This is a genomic window from Ruthenibacterium sp. (assembly GCF_017421385.1).
GTDB classification, from domain to species: Bacteria; Bacillota; Clostridia; order Oscillospirales; family Ruminococcaceae; genus Ruthenibacterium; species Ruthenibacterium lactatiformans.
Map to the genome: position 1 here is coordinate 1 of NZ_JAFOIN010000042.1, position 14,515 is coordinate 14,515.

Annotated in this window: 13 protein-coding genes; all 13 read right to left on the reverse strand. The window is 57.4% G+C overall.

Features of this window, described 5'->3' with window-relative positions:
- Positions 1–201: 201 nt before the first annotated feature.
- The 13 genes from IIY41_RS04700 to IIY41_RS04760 all read right to left on the reverse strand — a co-directional run bounded on the left by IIY41_RS04700 (position 202) and on the right by IIY41_RS04760 (position 13,951).
- Positions 202–2,151 carry an FAD-binding protein gene (locus tag IIY41_RS04700; protein WP_050004621.1) on the reverse strand — a complete coding sequence of 650 codons (1,950 nt, stop codon included), beginning with the start codon at positions 2,149–2,151 and terminating at the stop codon, positions 202–204.
- A 12-nt stretch (positions 2,152–2,163) separates the two neighbouring features.
- A complete protein-coding gene (locus IIY41_RS04705; RefSeq protein ID WP_009321823.1) occupies positions 2,164–2,931 on the reverse strand; it encodes a 3-ketoacyl-ACP reductase in 768 nt (255 codons plus the stop codon).
- A 32-nt stretch (positions 2,932–2,963) separates the two neighbouring features.
- Complete coding sequence (locus IIY41_RS04710; RefSeq protein WP_287399990.1) at positions 2,964–3,992, reverse strand: zinc-dependent alcohol dehydrogenase; 1,029 nt, start codon at positions 3,990–3,992, stop codon at positions 2,964–2,966.
- Positions 3,993–4,019: 27 nt separating this feature from the next.
- Complete coding sequence (locus IIY41_RS04715; protein ID WP_287399991.1) at positions 4,020–5,378, reverse strand: oxidoreductase; 1,359 nt, start codon at positions 5,376–5,378, stop codon at positions 4,020–4,022.
- A 38-nt stretch (positions 5,379–5,416) separates the two neighbouring features.
- Positions 5,417–6,265: a sugar phosphate isomerase/epimerase family protein gene (locus IIY41_RS04720; RefSeq protein WP_009321820.1), complete on the reverse strand. Its 849-nt coding sequence runs from the start codon at positions 6,263–6,265 to the stop codon at positions 5,417–5,419.
- Positions 6,266–6,277: 12 nt separating this feature from the next.
- Complete coding sequence (locus IIY41_RS04725; RefSeq protein WP_050004623.1) at positions 6,278–7,291, reverse strand: LacI family DNA-binding transcriptional regulator; 1,014 nt, start codon at positions 7,289–7,291, stop codon at positions 6,278–6,280.
- Between the two features lie 50 nt (positions 7,292–7,341).
- The gene (gene ilvD / locus IIY41_RS04730) at positions 7,342–9,003 is read right to left on the reverse strand and encodes a dihydroxy-acid dehydratase (RefSeq protein WP_119979997.1); all 1,662 of its coding nucleotides are present in this window, start codon (positions 9,001–9,003) and stop codon (positions 7,342–7,344) included.
- Positions 9,004–9,051: 48 nt separating this feature from the next.
- On the reverse strand, positions 9,052–9,414 hold the full coding sequence (locus IIY41_RS04735; protein WP_009321817.1) for a VOC family protein: 363 nt from the start codon (positions 9,412–9,414) through the stop codon (positions 9,052–9,054).
- Positions 9,415–9,417: 3 nt separating this feature from the next.
- Positions 9,418–10,116 (reverse strand): ABC transporter ATP-binding protein, encoded by a 699-nt coding sequence (locus IIY41_RS04740; RefSeq protein ID WP_040909701.1) that lies wholly within the window; start codon positions 10,114–10,116, stop codon positions 9,418–9,420.
- An 11-nt stretch (positions 10,117–10,127) separates the two neighbouring features.
- Positions 10,128–10,892 carry an ABC transporter ATP-binding protein gene (locus IIY41_RS04745; RefSeq protein WP_009321815.1) on the reverse strand — a complete coding sequence of 255 codons (765 nt, stop codon included), beginning with the start codon at positions 10,890–10,892 and terminating at the stop codon, positions 10,128–10,130.
- Positions 10,892–11,773: a branched-chain amino acid ABC transporter permease gene (locus IIY41_RS04750; RefSeq protein ID WP_009321814.1), complete on the reverse strand. Its 882-nt coding sequence runs from the start codon at positions 11,771–11,773 to the stop codon at positions 10,892–10,894. The genes IIY41_RS04745 and IIY41_RS04750 overlap by 1 nt, the downstream gene beginning before the upstream one ends.
- A gap of 15 nt (positions 11,774–11,788) precedes the next feature.
- Positions 11,789–12,661: a branched-chain amino acid ABC transporter permease gene (locus IIY41_RS04755; protein ID WP_009321813.1), complete on the reverse strand. Its 873-nt coding sequence runs from the start codon at positions 12,659–12,661 to the stop codon at positions 11,789–11,791.
- 93 nt (positions 12,662–12,754) lie between these two features.
- A complete protein-coding gene (locus tag IIY41_RS04760; RefSeq protein ID WP_287399996.1) occupies positions 12,755–13,951 on the reverse strand; it encodes an ABC transporter substrate-binding protein in 1,197 nt (398 codons plus the stop codon).
- Positions 13,952–14,515 lie beyond the last annotated feature (564 nt).

Here is a 14,515-nt window from a genome sequence, read left to right on the forward strand (position 1 = left end):
GAGCAAAATGCTCCGGCCGCTGTTTTTGCAATATCAAGCAGTATTTTCCGTCATCCAACGGCCTATTCCCGGCCCTCCTGTAATGCAGGCCGTATTCGAGGCCCTGCGGGTTTGCGCCCATGCAGACGGCCATGGCCTTTTTCTTCCTGCTGACGCCGCCCGGAATTTCAAAGCATTTTTTGCTCCACCGAATGGAGCCGTTCAGCCTACGTTCCCTGTCTCACGGTATTCGCGCCAGACATTTTCAAAGAAATCATCATCCTTCGGAATGGGGCGGACGGGACGCCATTCAAACACACATGCGCCGTCCCGGTACAGCATCTCCTGCACCCGGCCGCCCCGGCTTCCGTCATCCAGCACAAAGGTAAAGGCGTCAGGCAGCTGTGCATAAGGCTTTTTGCCCGCAGGGTCTGTATACAGGGCGCTGCCCCGGCTTTTTCCTCCCTGCTGCATATAATCCAGCATAGCCGCCAGATAGGCATACTGGCTGATGAGCATATCGCGCAGACGGTAGACCCAGCGCAGCTCTGCGGCCTCCGAGGCCGTGACGTTCCGCTCAAAGGAGGCAAGCTGAGCCTTCACCTCCGCCAGATAAACGGCAATCGCCCCGCCGTCACGAATGGCCGCGCCGCATTCGCTCATGCGCCGGGCCGCCTGTGCCCATAATGCACGCACATTGCCCTGCGGCTGCAGGGCGCGACGCGCCAGCGCGCCCATCTGCTCCAGCGCCTGTGCCGCTGCCTGCTCGAATCCCTCTTCCGGCGCGCCGCCGCGCTTTGCGGCAATATACTGCGCCGCGCGGGTGCTTCCCACCTGGCCCGCGTTCAGCGCCGTGCCTCCGGGCCGGTACACGCCATGGCTGGCACTCGCTTCGCCCACGGCAAAAAGCCCTGCTACATTCGTCTGCCACCAGCAGTCGATGGCGAGGCCGCCGTTATTGTGCTGCGCGCACAGCGAGATCTCAAGAGGCTCACGGGCAAGGTCCACGCCTTTGTCCCGGTAAAATTCCACGGCCGGAGCGTTCATGTGGCCAAGACGCTCGACGGGCGTGCCGAAGCACGCACCCGCCCGGGTCAGATAATCGCGCGCCTCCGGCTCCAGTTCATCATAAGAAAACGCGCCGCCCACAGGGTTCCGGCGGTAATCCAGATACACCCGCCGCCCCTTGCAGCGTTCCAGATAGACCAGAACGTCGATGATGGAGCTTCCCCCCGCCACCTTCCGCACATCGAACGGCCACTGATACCCCTTCAGAAACAGTTTGCTGAGCATCTCGGCAGGTGTTTTAAAAAAGTCCATCAGGAATTCCCGCTCGTCCGAGCCGTCTTCCGCGGCGGAATAGACGCGGGGAAGCACCTGCATGTAGGTCCCCGATACGTTCCACCGCGGCTTTACCGACGCCAGACCATATTGCCACTCGGTCAGGTTTTTTCCTTTCACCCCGGCCTCCAGCGCAAGGCCTGTGGCCCCGTAATGTCCGGCGGGATACACACTGTCAGCGTACATACCGGCCGGGCCTCCGGTAGCGTATACAATGTTTTTGCATTGTATCAGGACGAAACGGTCTGTTTCCTCCCGCGCGGCGGTATCCAGGCAGAGCAGGCCGTACGCCGTATGGCCGTCGCTGAGGATGCGGATGACCTGAAGATGGTCCAGCATAGGAATACCCTTGGCCTGCACGGCCTGCTCCAGGCACTCGGTCATCTGCCTGCTGGTGTATGGGCCTACGCTGGTGGCACGCCTGCGCGGGTCGTGATCTGTTTTGTAGCCGATGTACTCTCCGTAACGGTTGCGCGGGAACGGAACGCCCAGTTCCACAAGCTTCAGAAAGCTCTGGGCGGAAAGCGCAGCCTCGCACAAAGCGATATCGCCGTCCACACACTGCCCTGAGAACAGCGTTTCAGCCATTTCCCGCACACTGTCGCCCTCCGGGCCGGAAAGTGTAAGCTTATAATAGGTCTGCTTGTCGCTGCCTGTATTCCGACTGGTGCCGGCAAGGCGGTTCTCCGTCACAATGAGGATATCCCGCTGGCCCAGCTGCCACAGCCGGTCAGCCGCATTGTAGCCTGCGGCGCCTGTTCCCACGACGGCCGTGTTGCATCGGCAGAGCCGGGCCGAGAAGCCCCCGGCGGAAAAGCGTTCCTCCAACATGGCGCATCCTCCTTACAGGCGTTTGATGTGAAAACCGCCGTCCACATCGATATAGTTGCCCGTTGTATACAGGAATTTATCGCTGCACAGCGCGCTCACGGCATTGGCCACATCCTGCGGAGTGCCCCAGCGGGCGATGGGAAACATTCCGTCCCCGATCATCTTATCATATTTGTCCTGCACGGCGCTCGTCATATCGGTGGCGATGACGCCCGGGCGCACTTCGTGTACCAGAATGCCCTCCTGTGCCAGGCGGTCGGCGTACAGGGTCGTCAGCATGGAGACGCCTGCCTTTGATACACAATACTCGCCGCGATTGACGGAGGATACCACCGAACTGCAGCTGGAGACGTTCACAATAACGCCCTTCCGGCCATCCAGCGGCGCCTGACGGATCATCTGCTTCGCTACGGCCTGCGTCAGGAACATGTTCCCCTTGGTGTTGACGCCCAAAACATAATCAAAGCTCTCCTCCGACATTTCCAGCAGGTCCGCGCGTACACGGGGCGCCACACCGGCGTTGTTCACCAAGGCGTCCACACGGCCGAAGGCAGTGAGCGCCGCATCAAGTATCCTGAGCCTGTCGTCGTGGTCGCCGATATTCGCCTGTACATAAGCGCAGCAGACGCCCTGTTTTTGCAGCGCATCCACGGCCGCCTGGTTTTTCTCCTGCGGGCCGGTGGCCACCATCACGATATTGTAGCCGTCCAGGCCCAGCTGCCGGGCGATTGCAAACCCGATGCCCCGGCTGGAGCCTGTCACGATCGCTGTCTTTTTCATCTTTTCTTCTCCTTTTCCCCTGCCCGGGCCGCTCACGGTTTTACAATAACCTTAATGCTGTTGCTGCCGCGGTCCAGCGCAGTATTCAACGCCTGCTGCAGCTGCTCGAGCGGGAAAGTATGTGTGACGAATTTTTCCAAGGGCAGATCCCGCGCCGCCGCAATGGCGATGGGGAAATCCCAGCAGTAGCCCTGGGCGCCCTGAATGCGTATTTCATGCGTTACCAGGCGGCTCGCCGGGAACGTGACCTGAGGTTTTTCGTAGATTCCCACGACCGTGGCCGTACCGTTGCGCCGCAGTGTCATAATCGCCTGCAAAAAGCAGCTTTCGCGGCCCACACATTCAAAACTTTTATCCACACCTTTTCCGCCCGTCAGACGGGCCACTTCCTGCTCCAAGTCCGCTTTGCCGCTGTTTATTGCAATGGTGGCTCCCACCTGCAGGGCCATCTCCAAACGGCTGTCGGAAAAATCTGCGATGATGACTTGCGCCGCACCGCTGCGGCGGCACATTGCCGCCACCATCATGCCGATGGCGCCCGCGCCGATGATAAGCACCGTCTCCCCAAGCGCTACCTGCGCCCGGCGTACCGCGTGAGTCGCTACGGACAGCGGTTCGATCAGCGCCCCTGTCTCGTAAGTGAGATATTCGGGCAGCTCATAAACATAAGGAGCTTTTGCCACCACATAATCCGCCATCGCTCCATCGCCGTTGCGGTAGGTGAAGCTGATATGCTCACAGTAGCCGTAGTCTCCGTGGCGGCAGGCATCGCACTTGCCGCACACAATACACGGCTCCACCGTGACACGCTGTCCCACGCGCACATTGTCCACACCGCCGCCTACGGCCGTGACGTCGCCGGAAAATTCATGCCCGATGGTCACCGGAAGCGGAGCGGAAGGATGCAGCCCTCTTGCGATGTGCAGATCACTGCCGCAGATGGCGCTGGCACGCACTCTCACAAGCACTTCGTCATCAGCCAATGCGTGGATCTCCCGTTCCAGAAAACGCACTTTAAAGGGTTCGTAAACCTCCCCCACTCGGTTGCGGATGGTATCCATGTCAAATCCTCCTTCAGCAGGCGGGGCTTATTTGCGGTGCTCGCGCGCCACTGCCTCTGCATTGTACTTCTTAAACATTGGCCCGTACAGGGCGCTGTCCTTGATGACACAGCCCGTACGGCCGTGATCCCGCATGATCTGGGTGCACATACTGCATGTAACGCAGCATTTTCCGGGGTCCATGGCCCCGGTGGTCATCAGGTCATGAGGCGCATCGGGATAGGCAAAACTTTCCCGTCCAAGCCCCACAAAGCTGCAGCTTCCGTCGGCCAGGTTGGCCGCGCCTGCATAGGGCAGGAACTGGCGCAGCCAGGTGTAGCCGTTGCCCACCACGGGCACGCTGCCCGCGGCCTGTTGGACCGTGCGGGTGAATGCAAACAGCCGCGCCATACTCTCCAGCGGATGCTCTTCCGGCGTGGGGATGCCATAGCTGGATTTGTCAAACGGCCGCGTCACCTGCGGGTAGATATAATAAGGGTTTCCGCCGCTGTTGGACAGAAGGTCCACACCGTTTTCCACCATCATCTTCACCAACGCCACCGGCTCCGTGGGGTCGAATTTCCACATGTCCTCGCGGTCGCACCCGAAGCCATAGGGGTACGGGTGCGCGTCGAACACATTGAAGCGGCAGGCCACGATGAAGTCATCACCCACAGCTTCGCGCACAGCCCGGATGGTCTGGCGCAAAAAACGGGTGCGGTTCTCAAAGCTTCCGCCGTATTTTCCCCCGCGGGTATGGCTCGCCAGCAGTTCACTCAGCAGATAACGGTGACAGCTTTTGATGTCCACACCGTCAAAGCCGACCTCCCGTGCCAGCAGCGCGCTCTGTACATACCGCTCCGTGAGCGCGTCGAGGTACATGTCTGTGACCACAACTTCCCCGCCTTTATCCAGAAGCGGGTCATGCTGCGGAACCAGCGGACGGGCAATGTGTCCTTCCGGGCGGCTGTAACGGCCCGAATGGGTCAGCTGCAGGATATTCACCGGCTTGTGCTCCGCACCGTTCTTCTGCGCCGCCGCAGCGTTGGTCTTTTGCAGAAGCGCCGCAAATTTGCTGCGGTTGGACGCCGTGAGCATCATCTGCAGTTCGTTGGCGCGCCCCTCCGGCACCACGGCGCAGGCTTCCCACCAAAGCAGGCCCGCGCCGCCCGACGCAAAACGCAGATAGCGCCGCTCAACAAGCTCGCTTGGCGATCCGTCGGTATTGGAATCGCAGCCTTCCATCGGCAGGACGGCCATGGAATTGGGCGCGGTGCGTCCGCCTACCTTTCTGGGCTGGAACAGCGGGCTCAGATCATCCCGGAACGAGAGGCCGGCCCCAAGTTCCTGCGCTTTGGCCTTTACCTCTTCCAGCGTTTTAAAATCAAATTTTTCATGTGCTGCCATATTGTATGGTTAGCCCCTTTCACAATAGGGCGGGGCCGTTACAGCCCCGCCTTCGTCTTAAAAAATGCTTGCAGATAAAACAGTCCCTCCCGCGCCAATTCGTCCGGCTCCGAGTGCACCTGCACCCAACTGGAATCCAGACCGCCCAGCGCAAAGGTCTCCATCGTGATATGCCCTCCGTAGCCGTAACGCACCAACAGACCTAATAAGTCCTCCCAGGGGATTACTCCCTGTCCGGGCGCGCCGCGGTTGTTCGCGCAGGCATGAAAATGGTTCACTTTGCCCGCCTGCAGCACCTGCTCCAGCGCTGCGCAGAGGTCCCGTTCCTCCAAGCAGGCGTGATATGTGTCGAAGTGGACGCCCACATTGGGCGCGTCCACTTCTTCCACCATGCGCAGCACCTGCCCGGCAGTATTGGCAACGCTGGTGCGGTAGCGATTCAGCGGCTCAACAGAGAGTACCACGCCGTAATGTTCCGCACGGCGGGCCAATTCCCGCAGCCCATCGACAGCCAGCATCCACTCCCGTTTCTTCTCGTCGGGTGAAAGCCAGTGGCGCTTTCCGCCGCCAGTGTACAGCGGGCCCGCCAGAATGCCTGCGCCCAGCTGCCCGGCTGTTTCAAGACAGGTCGTCAGATAATCCATTGTGGATGCGCGCACGGCGGAGTCAAAGCTGGAAAGATCCCGGCCCGGGCCCAGAGCCGCACACAATGAAACAGCCAGCCCTGTGTTCCGGATCTCATCCGCCAGCGCGGACGGCACCTGTGGCTGCGTCATGGGCAGCTCCACTGCCGTAAAGCCCATGCGGGCAACCTTTTCGGGCAGACCCAGGCATTCCTCGGACAAACCTGCGCACCAGTTCCACAAATTGATTCCCAGCGGGTTCACGCAAATGTCCTCCTATCGGGTGGAACGGCGCACGATCAGATCCACACCCAGTACATTTCGCACAGGCGGAGGCAGTTCGCCGTTCTTTTCTTTATAACGGATCTGATGGATCAGGTTTTTTGCGGCCACAGCACCCATGTCATACAAAGGCTGTGCCACCGTGGACAGCGGCGGTTCCACCATCGACGAAAGGCTTACATTGTCAAAACCCAGCACCGAAACATCTTCCGGAATGCGCACTCCCATATCGTGAAGCGCATGCATCACCACAAAGGCCTTCGGGTCACTGGTGGTAAAAATGGCGTCCGGCGGCTGCGGCAGGCGCATCACTTCCTGCGTAAGACGGTAAAAACTGTCCACGCCGCTGGATTCCCGCATCACCAGAGCCTCCTCATAGGGGAGCCCTGCGTCGGAAAGCGCCTGGCAGTATCCGCGATAACGTTCACGGTAAAAATAAAGTTCTTCCCTGCCATAGGCCAAGGCAATGCGCCTGTGCCCAGTGCGTACCAGGTACTGCACCGCATCGTAGGCGGCCTGGAAACTGTCTACGGCTACAGTGTCAAGCACATTGATATCCCGCTCCTCAAAACGGTTCACCAGTACCAGCGGGAATCCTTCGACCCGCAAAGCGCGGATGTGATCGGCCTCCCCAATGTTGGAACACACAACGAAGCCGTCGATCCAGCGTGTTTTCATCTTGTCTATGTATGCTTTTTCCACTGCCGCATCCTCATCGGTGTTGCACAGCACCACCGTGAAACCGTTACGGCGCGCCACATCCTCCACGCCCCGGGCGATCTCCGGAAAAATCAGGTTCTGTATTGAAGGCACCATGAGGCATATCGTATTGCTGCGGCCCATTTTCAGGCTTTTGGCCAGTACATTGGGACGGTAATTGGTCTTTTGCACCGCCTCCATCACTTTCTGCCGGGTAGTCTCATTCACATAGCTTTTGCCATTGAGTACCCGAGACACCGTGCTGGCGGAAACTCCCGCCAATGTTGCCACATGCTTGATATTCGTCATAGTACGCCCTCCTTGTGGTATGCCGTGATTCCTCTATCCCGGCAGCGGATTCAGTCCCGCTCCCAATACACAGTAGCGCCGCGGTGGGCGGAGGTGCATTCCTTACGGTACAGTCTCAGCCAGCCGGTGGCGGGTTTCACCACAGGCTTCCACAGGGCCTTGCGGGCGTTGAATTCCTCGTCGCTTACTTCCACAGTCAGCATGCGCGCCTCGATATCGATATGCACCATATCACCGTTGCGGAGCAGCGCGAGGTTCCCTCCTTCGTAGGCCTCCGGGCTGACGTGGCCGATGGCCAGGCCGCCAGTCGCACCAGAAAAACGCCCGTCGGACACAAGAGCGATCCTGCTGCCCAAGCCCTTGCCCAGCACAGCCGCCATGAATGTCTCCATATGCGGCATGCCCGGGCTGCCTTTAGGGCCTTCGTAACGAATGACGACTACGTCACCCGCCACGATCTCATCGCGCAGGATAGCATGCCAGGCGTCGTCCTGCGAATCGTAGCACTTGGCCGGGCCGCTGAATTTCCAGGCAGCAGGGTCTACTGCGCTGAACTTTACGATGGCGCTGTCCGTACCGATGTTCCCGTGCAGGACGGCAAGGCCGCCCTGCTCGTGGATCGGGTTCTCTACCGTGTGGATAACCTCGGTATTTTTATTCTCAGCCAAAGCCGCTTTGTCGGCGATGGTGCCGAACATGCCCTTGGCAGAGGCATCAATTTTGCCGGCCTTCGCCAGCTCCTTCACCACGGCACCCAGGCCGCCTGCGGCCTCAAACTCCTCCATGGTATAGGTGGGGTGGTTCGGATAAATGGTGCTGATGACCGGCACCTGACGGCTGATGGCATCAAAGGTCTCCGGTGTGATATCACAGCCCACCTGACGTGCCAGCGCAGGGATGTGCAGCACACTGTTGGTGCTTCCGCCCGTGGCCATCATATAGCGCACCACATTTTCAAAGCTTTCCTGCCCGATGATGTCGCTGGGGCGCACTTTATTCTTCCACGCCTCCATCACCTGACGCGCTGCAGCGCGGGCCAACTCGTGCCAACGGGGCGTCTGGCTCCGGCAGCTTGCCGTGCCATGGGGGGTAAAGCCCAGCACTTCGGCCATGGCACACATCGTGTTAGCTGTGCCCATAAAGGGGCAGGCGCCCGGTGTGGGGCAAGCGTTCCGCACGATTCCCTTATAGTCCTCTTCGCTCATATCGCCCGCAATGTAGGCGGCATATGCCTGCTTGGTGTGTGTGAGTGTGAGCATGCGGCCTTTGTAACGGCCCGCAGCCATATAACCGCCGGTAAACATCACTGTCGGGATATTGACGCGCAGCGCACCCATAAGCATACCGGGTACAACCTTGTCACAGGTGGCCATAATGACCATACCTTCCAGCATGTTCAGCTCCGCAACCGTCTCCACCTCTGTGGAGACCATGTCCCGGGCAGGCAGTGTATAGCGGTCGCCCGGGGTATTGCTGCAGATACCGTCGCAGATACCCGTGATGGGCAGTTCCAACGCAAGACCCCCGGCCCGATAGATTTCTTCCTTCATCTCAGCGATAACGTCCTTGAACGGAAAATGGCCGGGATTCATCTCGTTCCATGAATTCACAAGGCCGATGATGGGGCGTTTGGCGTCTTCTTCCGCTATTCCCATAGCATATAGCAGCGTATTGCGGTGGTCCAGTGATTCTTCATTCCACTCTCGAATCATGGTAGATCCTTCCTTTATTATATCACATTGAAAAGCGTCCGTAAGGGGTCACTTCTGCATTAAATGAATGGCGAAGCCGCCGATCTGCTCCTTTGCATAGATTACCAGCACCCGTCCATCCGAAAAATGCTTTATGCTCTCCTCGTCAAAGGAAAAGCCCTTTTCTTCCAGGTAGCGGCGGGCCGCGGGCAGGTCGGCCGTGGCCAGTGCAAGATGTCCGTGCTCGCCCCGCCCGGGTTTTTTCATCCATTCGATCTGTGTACCTGTAAACCGTGCATCCGCACTTTCCTTGGCCGGGTTCACAGCCAATTGAAACAAAAGCTCAAATTTGTGTGCGCATTCAGCAGCCTGTGCCTCATCCGCACAGTTCACACCTATGTGCACCAGTTCAAAATCAGGAGTATATGCCATTTCTCAGCCTCCCAGATACGCTTTGCGCACCGCGTCCGAACGCAGGAGTTCATCGCCCGCGCCAGAGAGATTGATCTTCCCGTTCTCCAGAACATAAGCGTAATCGCAAATCCCCAGCGCCTTGCGCGCGTTCTGTTCCACCAGCAGCACTGTAATGCCTGAGTCGCGGATCTGCCGGATCAAATCGTAGATCTGGTTTACAATGATAGGCGCAAGGCCCATGGATGGCTCATCCAGCAGAAGGATCTTAGGCCGGCTCATCAAACCGCGTGCCACCGCCAGCATCTGCTGTTCGCCGCCGGAGAGCGTGCCCGCATACTGGTTTTTGCGTTCTTCCAGAATGGGAAACAGCTTATACTGATCCTGCAGATCTTTTTCCAATTCCTTGCCTTTAAACAGATATCCGCCCACCAGCAGATTATCCCGGATGGTCAGGCCGGAAAAAGTCTTGCGGCCCTCCGGCACATGCACAATCCCTTTTGCCACGATTTTGTTCGGTTTTTTCGGCAGCGGTTCGCCCAAAAACTCCACCCTGCCGTTCAACGGCTTCACAAGGCCGGAAATGGTGCGCAGCAGCGTACTCTTTCCGGCGCCGTTCGCGCCGATGATGGAGACGATCTGCCCCTGCTCGACCTGAATGCTTACGCCGCGCAGCGCTTCCACATGCCCATAGCTAACCGAAAGGTCCGTCACTTTCAGCATCGGTTCCATTGTCATTCCTCCTTGCCCAGATAGGCCTCGATGACCTCGGGGTTATGCTGCACCTCGGCAGGGGTGCCCACCGCGATGGTCTTGCCGAAATTCTGCACGTGGATGATGTCTGAAATGCTCATGACCAGCTCCAGGCGGTGTTCGATCAGCAGGATACCAAAACCGATCTCCTTGGAAATGCGCTGAATAAGTTCCGTCAGCTCGCTGACTTCGGTGGGGTTCAGGCCTGCGGCGGGTTCGTCCAGAAGCAGTACCTTTGGTTCGCACATCAGCGCGCGGGCGATCTCGATCCTGCGCTGCATACCGTAGGAAAGGTTCTCTGGACGCTCGTTCAGGAAATCAGCCATACCCACAATCTCCAGATATTTTCTGCACAGCTCGCGGCCGCGCTTTTCTTCGGCGCGGCGTCTGGGCGTCGGCACAAGGCCGCCCAGAATGGAATACCGGCTTTGCGGGTCAAAGGCGCACATCACGTTTTCCTCTACGGTCAGGCCCTTGAACAGGCGGATATTCTGGAATGTCCGGCCCATCCCCAGGCGGGTAATCTTGTACTGCTCGATCTTCGTGATATCTTGTCCGTTCAGCGTCACAGAACCCTGGTCGGCCGGATACACGCCGGAAATCACGTTGAAGATCGTCGTCTTGCCCGCGCCGTTGGGACCGATGATGCCGTGGATCTGGCCCGCGTCCGCTGCCAGCGAGAAATCCTGAATGGCTTTCACACCGCCAAAGCTCTTATAAATGTTTTTTACTTCCAGCAGCGCCATCAGTTTTCCTCCTTTTTCAAGCCCAGCTTCCGTTTCAGCTTACGTGCAGAACGGGCAATGTCACGCGGGGTAAATTCCCATTCGCCCAGCAGGCCCGAGGGCTTGAAGTTGATGATAAGCAGCACCAACACCGCATAAATGACATAGCGGTAGTTCTGCAATCCGCGCAGGACCTGCGGCAACGCACTAAGGATGAACGCCCCCAGCGTGGAACCTGTAAGGCTGTTGACGCCGCCGAAAAACACCATGATGACCCAGTCGGCACTTTTTTTCCAGCCGAATCCAGTGGGATCCACATAAGACATATAAAACGCATACAGACAGCCGGAATATGCCGTCAGCGCAACACTCAGCAGGAACGCAGTCATCTTGATGCGGATGACGTTGATGCCCATAGCCTTTGCAGCCAGCTCGTCCCCTCTCAGCGCGATGCACTGTCGCCCGTATTTGCTTGATTTGAAAAAAGCCACCAGCGCGATAGCCAAAACAGCCGACACGGCGGCTATGGTGAGTGTGGTCTTGCGCGGAATTCCCGTAAAGCCCGAAGCACCGCCTGTCAGGCTGGTCATACGGTTGAGCAGCGCGGCGATGGCCTCGCCGAACCCAAGCGTTACAAGCGAGATATAATCGCGGCGCAGGCGCACCACCGGGTAGCCGATGAGATATCCCACCAGAGTGGCCAGCGCCACGGCGATGATGATAGCCGGGACAAGCGGCATATGCGCCTTGACCACCAAAAGCCCCGAAGCATAGGAGCCGATAGCCATAAAGGCTGCCTGCCCCAGGCTGAACATCCCCGTAAGGCCAGTAAGTACATAGACCCCGGCCACGGCGATAAGCGTGATGAACACCTGCGTAAGGATGTTGGATACCAATGCCATAATCTGTTTTCCCCCTTACGCCTTTTCCTGGATGTTGCTGCCTGCGATGCCCTGAGGCCGCACCAGCAGAAACACAAGCATGATGGCGAATGTTGCAATCGTGGAATAGCCCGATCCCAACATACTCAAAAGTATTGTCTCAGTAAGGCCCAGCAGCACCGCGCCGATGATGGCGCCCGTCAGGCTGCCCAGACCACCGATGACCGAGGCGATGAAGCCCTTGACGACCAGGCTTCCCAGCGTGGGATACAATGTATATTTGATGCCCAGGAACACGCCTGCCACACCGGCCAACAAGCCGGAGATGACAAATGTGAGCTGGATGATCCGGGTCGAATCGATCCCCATAAGCTGAGCCGTGTCCCGGTCGAAAGAAACAGCGCGCAGTGCGCGGCCCAGACGTGTTTTCTGAATCACATAGCCAAGGATGACCAGCGCCGCCAAGCTGATGATGCACATCATGGCATCGCTGGCAGAGATGACCAGGCTGCCCACCTTGATGGTGGAATTTTTGAAAAAGCCCGGAAAGTTGTAAAAGTTTGAACCCACCTTGATGGTCACAAGGCCCTCATAGAGCGTGCCCAGCGTAATGGAGGACACAAAAAAATAAGTAGGAGAAGAATGGTTCAAAGTGATACGGCGGAACCCGAAAAATTCGCCGAAGAGCGCAATGACGGCGCCCGCGGCCGCAGCGGCAACCAGGGTAGCGGTGAGTCCCATCCCCTTGGATGATACCAGAAAATAGGCAACGAACGCTGCGGCCGTCATGGTCGCGCCGTGTGAAAAGTTGGAAAATTTCAAAACATTAAAGATGAGCGCAAAACCGGTAGCAATCAGCGCATAGACAGAGCCCGTCGCCAGGCCGTTAATCAAAATCTGCAGCGACATGTAGTAGCCTCCCCCAAAAACATGGAACGGGCCCCATCGCAGGGGATTCCGCAATGAGGGCCCGTTCCGTCAAGACCGATCCGGAACACCCGATCAGCCGGCAAATTCCTCCAGCATGACCGGAGTCTGGTTGTCATAGGTGTACATAAACATACCCATGCCGTCGGGCATGTGGGTCTCGGGGTCGATGGTAACGGTACCCGTCAGGCCCTTGAAATCCTTCACATTCTCAATTGCAGCCAGCAGAGCCGCCGCGTCATCCAAGCCTGCTTCTTCGATGCACTGTTTGGCGATCATCACAACGTCATAGCCCAGGAAATACTTGTTGACAGCGCTCACCTTATCCTCTACGGCCGCAGCCATCTCAGCCGTAGTGGGGTCATCGGTATTGATGTTGTTGATGTAATAGATATTGGAACAGTCTCCACCGTACGTGGTGTTAAAAGAGGGTGCCGCATCAAGGCCGCAAACAATTTTGCCTTCATAGCCCAGTTCTGTCGCAGCCGTCACGATGGCCACCAGCTGCTGGGTATAGTTCGGGCAGTAGATCGCGTCCACTCCCGCCGATACAATGGGCTGCAGCAGAGTTTTGTAATCGGTGTCAGCGGCGCCGTAGGCCACGACAAGGCTGTCATCGACCGTGATGCCGTCGGCGGCGAGCTGTTCAATAAACGGATCCAGCAGAGACACGGAATAGCTGTTTTCCTGATTGTAAATGATGCCGAAAGTCTTCAGGTCATTTTTCACGGCGAAAGAAGCCATGATCTGGCCCTGGGTCGTGGCACTGGGCTGGAAGCAGAACATATTCTTATAGGGGGTTCCGTCCTCTTTCAGCTGGCAGTTGGGGTCAAGTGCAAAGCCCATAACGGGGACGTCATAATCCTCAGAGGTCTCCTTGATGGCATTGGCGATGTTGGCGACCGGGGGACCGACGATTAACGAAACGTTGTCCACCGTGACGGCGGTGATGTATGCGTTGACCGCTTCCGTCACGTCGCCTTTGGTGTCATAGGTCTTCATCACGACCGTCTTGCCGCCAATACCGCCTGCAGCGTTAATCTCGTCAACAGCTGCCTGGGCGCCTGCCTGAACGGACATGCCGAGCGCCGAAGTGGCGCCGGTGATATCCTGCAGGCAGCCGATTACGATCTCTCCACCCTCCGCAACGGGTTCGGCCGCGCCGGTACCGGACGCCGGGGTGCTGGCAGGGGTACTGCTGGAGGTGCCGCCGCAGGCGACCATTGCAAAAGTCATAACGAGCGCAAGAGTAATTGCAAGGAACTTTTTCATGGTGCTATTCTCCTTTTAAAATTATTTATTGCGGAACCGCAATAATGGCTGGTTCAAAAGGGTTTCCACCCGTTTCCTATTTTCTGCAATCGTTTGCAGAATTTAAAATTAAAAAAATCCAAGCAGTATGCGCAAACACAATGGCAAAACTCACTTAAATTCTGAGCATATTTTATACTTGATTTTTCATATGTGTCAATACTCTTCTGTTTTTTTCGGAAATTCGACCAAAATTAAGTATGAAAAGGTTTGCATATCGCCAAATAATATTTCAAATGGTTACAAAATTATCAAACTTATCACCCGCTTTTGGGAAGCACGCCGCGAACCAAATTCCAAGAAACGAGAGTGGTTCTGTATGCAGTGCCGCAATATTTTCAGAAACGTCCGCTCCTTTCCTGATGCGGGGAGTCTTTTCCATCCCAGTGAATTGTCAAACTAAGTGCAACAGGAATTGAGCTCGAAGTCCCATAATTCCTGAGCAGAATGGAAGTACAGAACTTTGCGAGGCCTGGCGTTCAACAACGCCAGGTTTCGTTTTAATGTGGCGGGAGCAACACGGGA

Excerpts from the sequence above, each read along its gene's own strand:
- IIY41_RS04705 (WP_009321823.1), bottom strand. The coding sequence starts at position 2,931 with ATGAAAAAGACAGCGATCGTGACAGGCTCCAGCCGGGGCATCGGGTTT.
- IIY41_RS04725 (WP_050004623.1), bottom strand. The coding sequence starts at position 7,291 with ATGACGAATATCAAGCATGTGGCAACATTGGCGGGAGTTTCCGCCAGC.
- IIY41_RS04750 (WP_009321814.1), bottom strand. The coding sequence starts at position 11,773 with ATGGCATTGGTATCCAACATCCTTACGCAGGTGTTCATCACGCTTATC.
- IIY41_RS04745 (WP_009321815.1), bottom strand. The coding sequence starts at position 10,892 with ATGGCGCTGCTGGAAGTAAAAAACATTTATAAGAGCTTTGGCGGTGTG.
- IIY41_RS04710 (WP_287399990.1), bottom strand. The coding sequence starts at position 3,992 with ATGGATACCATCCGCAACCGAGTGGGGGAGGTTTACGAACCCTTTAAA.
- IIY41_RS04755 (WP_009321813.1), bottom strand. The coding sequence starts at position 12,661 with ATGTCGCTGCAGATTTTGATTAACGGCCTGGCGACGGGCTCTGTCTAT.
- IIY41_RS04735 (WP_009321817.1), bottom strand. The coding sequence starts at position 9,414 with ATGGCATATACTCCTGATTTTGAACTGGTGCACATAGGTGTGAACTGT.
- IIY41_RS04740 (WP_040909701.1), bottom strand. The coding sequence starts at position 10,116 with ATGCTGAAAGTGACGGACCTTTCGGTTAGCTATGGGCATGTGGAAGCG.
- IIY41_RS04760 (WP_287399996.1), bottom strand. The coding sequence starts at position 13,951 with ATGAAAAAGTTCCTTGCAATTACTCTTGCGCTCGTTATGACTTTTGCA.
- ilvD (WP_119979997.1), bottom strand. The coding sequence starts at position 9,003 with ATGATTCGAGAGTGGAATGAAGAATCACTGGACCACCGCAATACGCTG.
- IIY41_RS04715 (WP_287399991.1), bottom strand. The coding sequence starts at position 5,378 with ATGGCAGCACATGAAAAATTTGATTTTAAAACGCTGGAAGAGGTAAAG.
- IIY41_RS04700 (WP_050004621.1), bottom strand. The coding sequence starts at position 2,151 with ATGTTGGAGGAACGCTTTTCCGCCGGGGGCTTCTCGGCCCGGCTCTGC.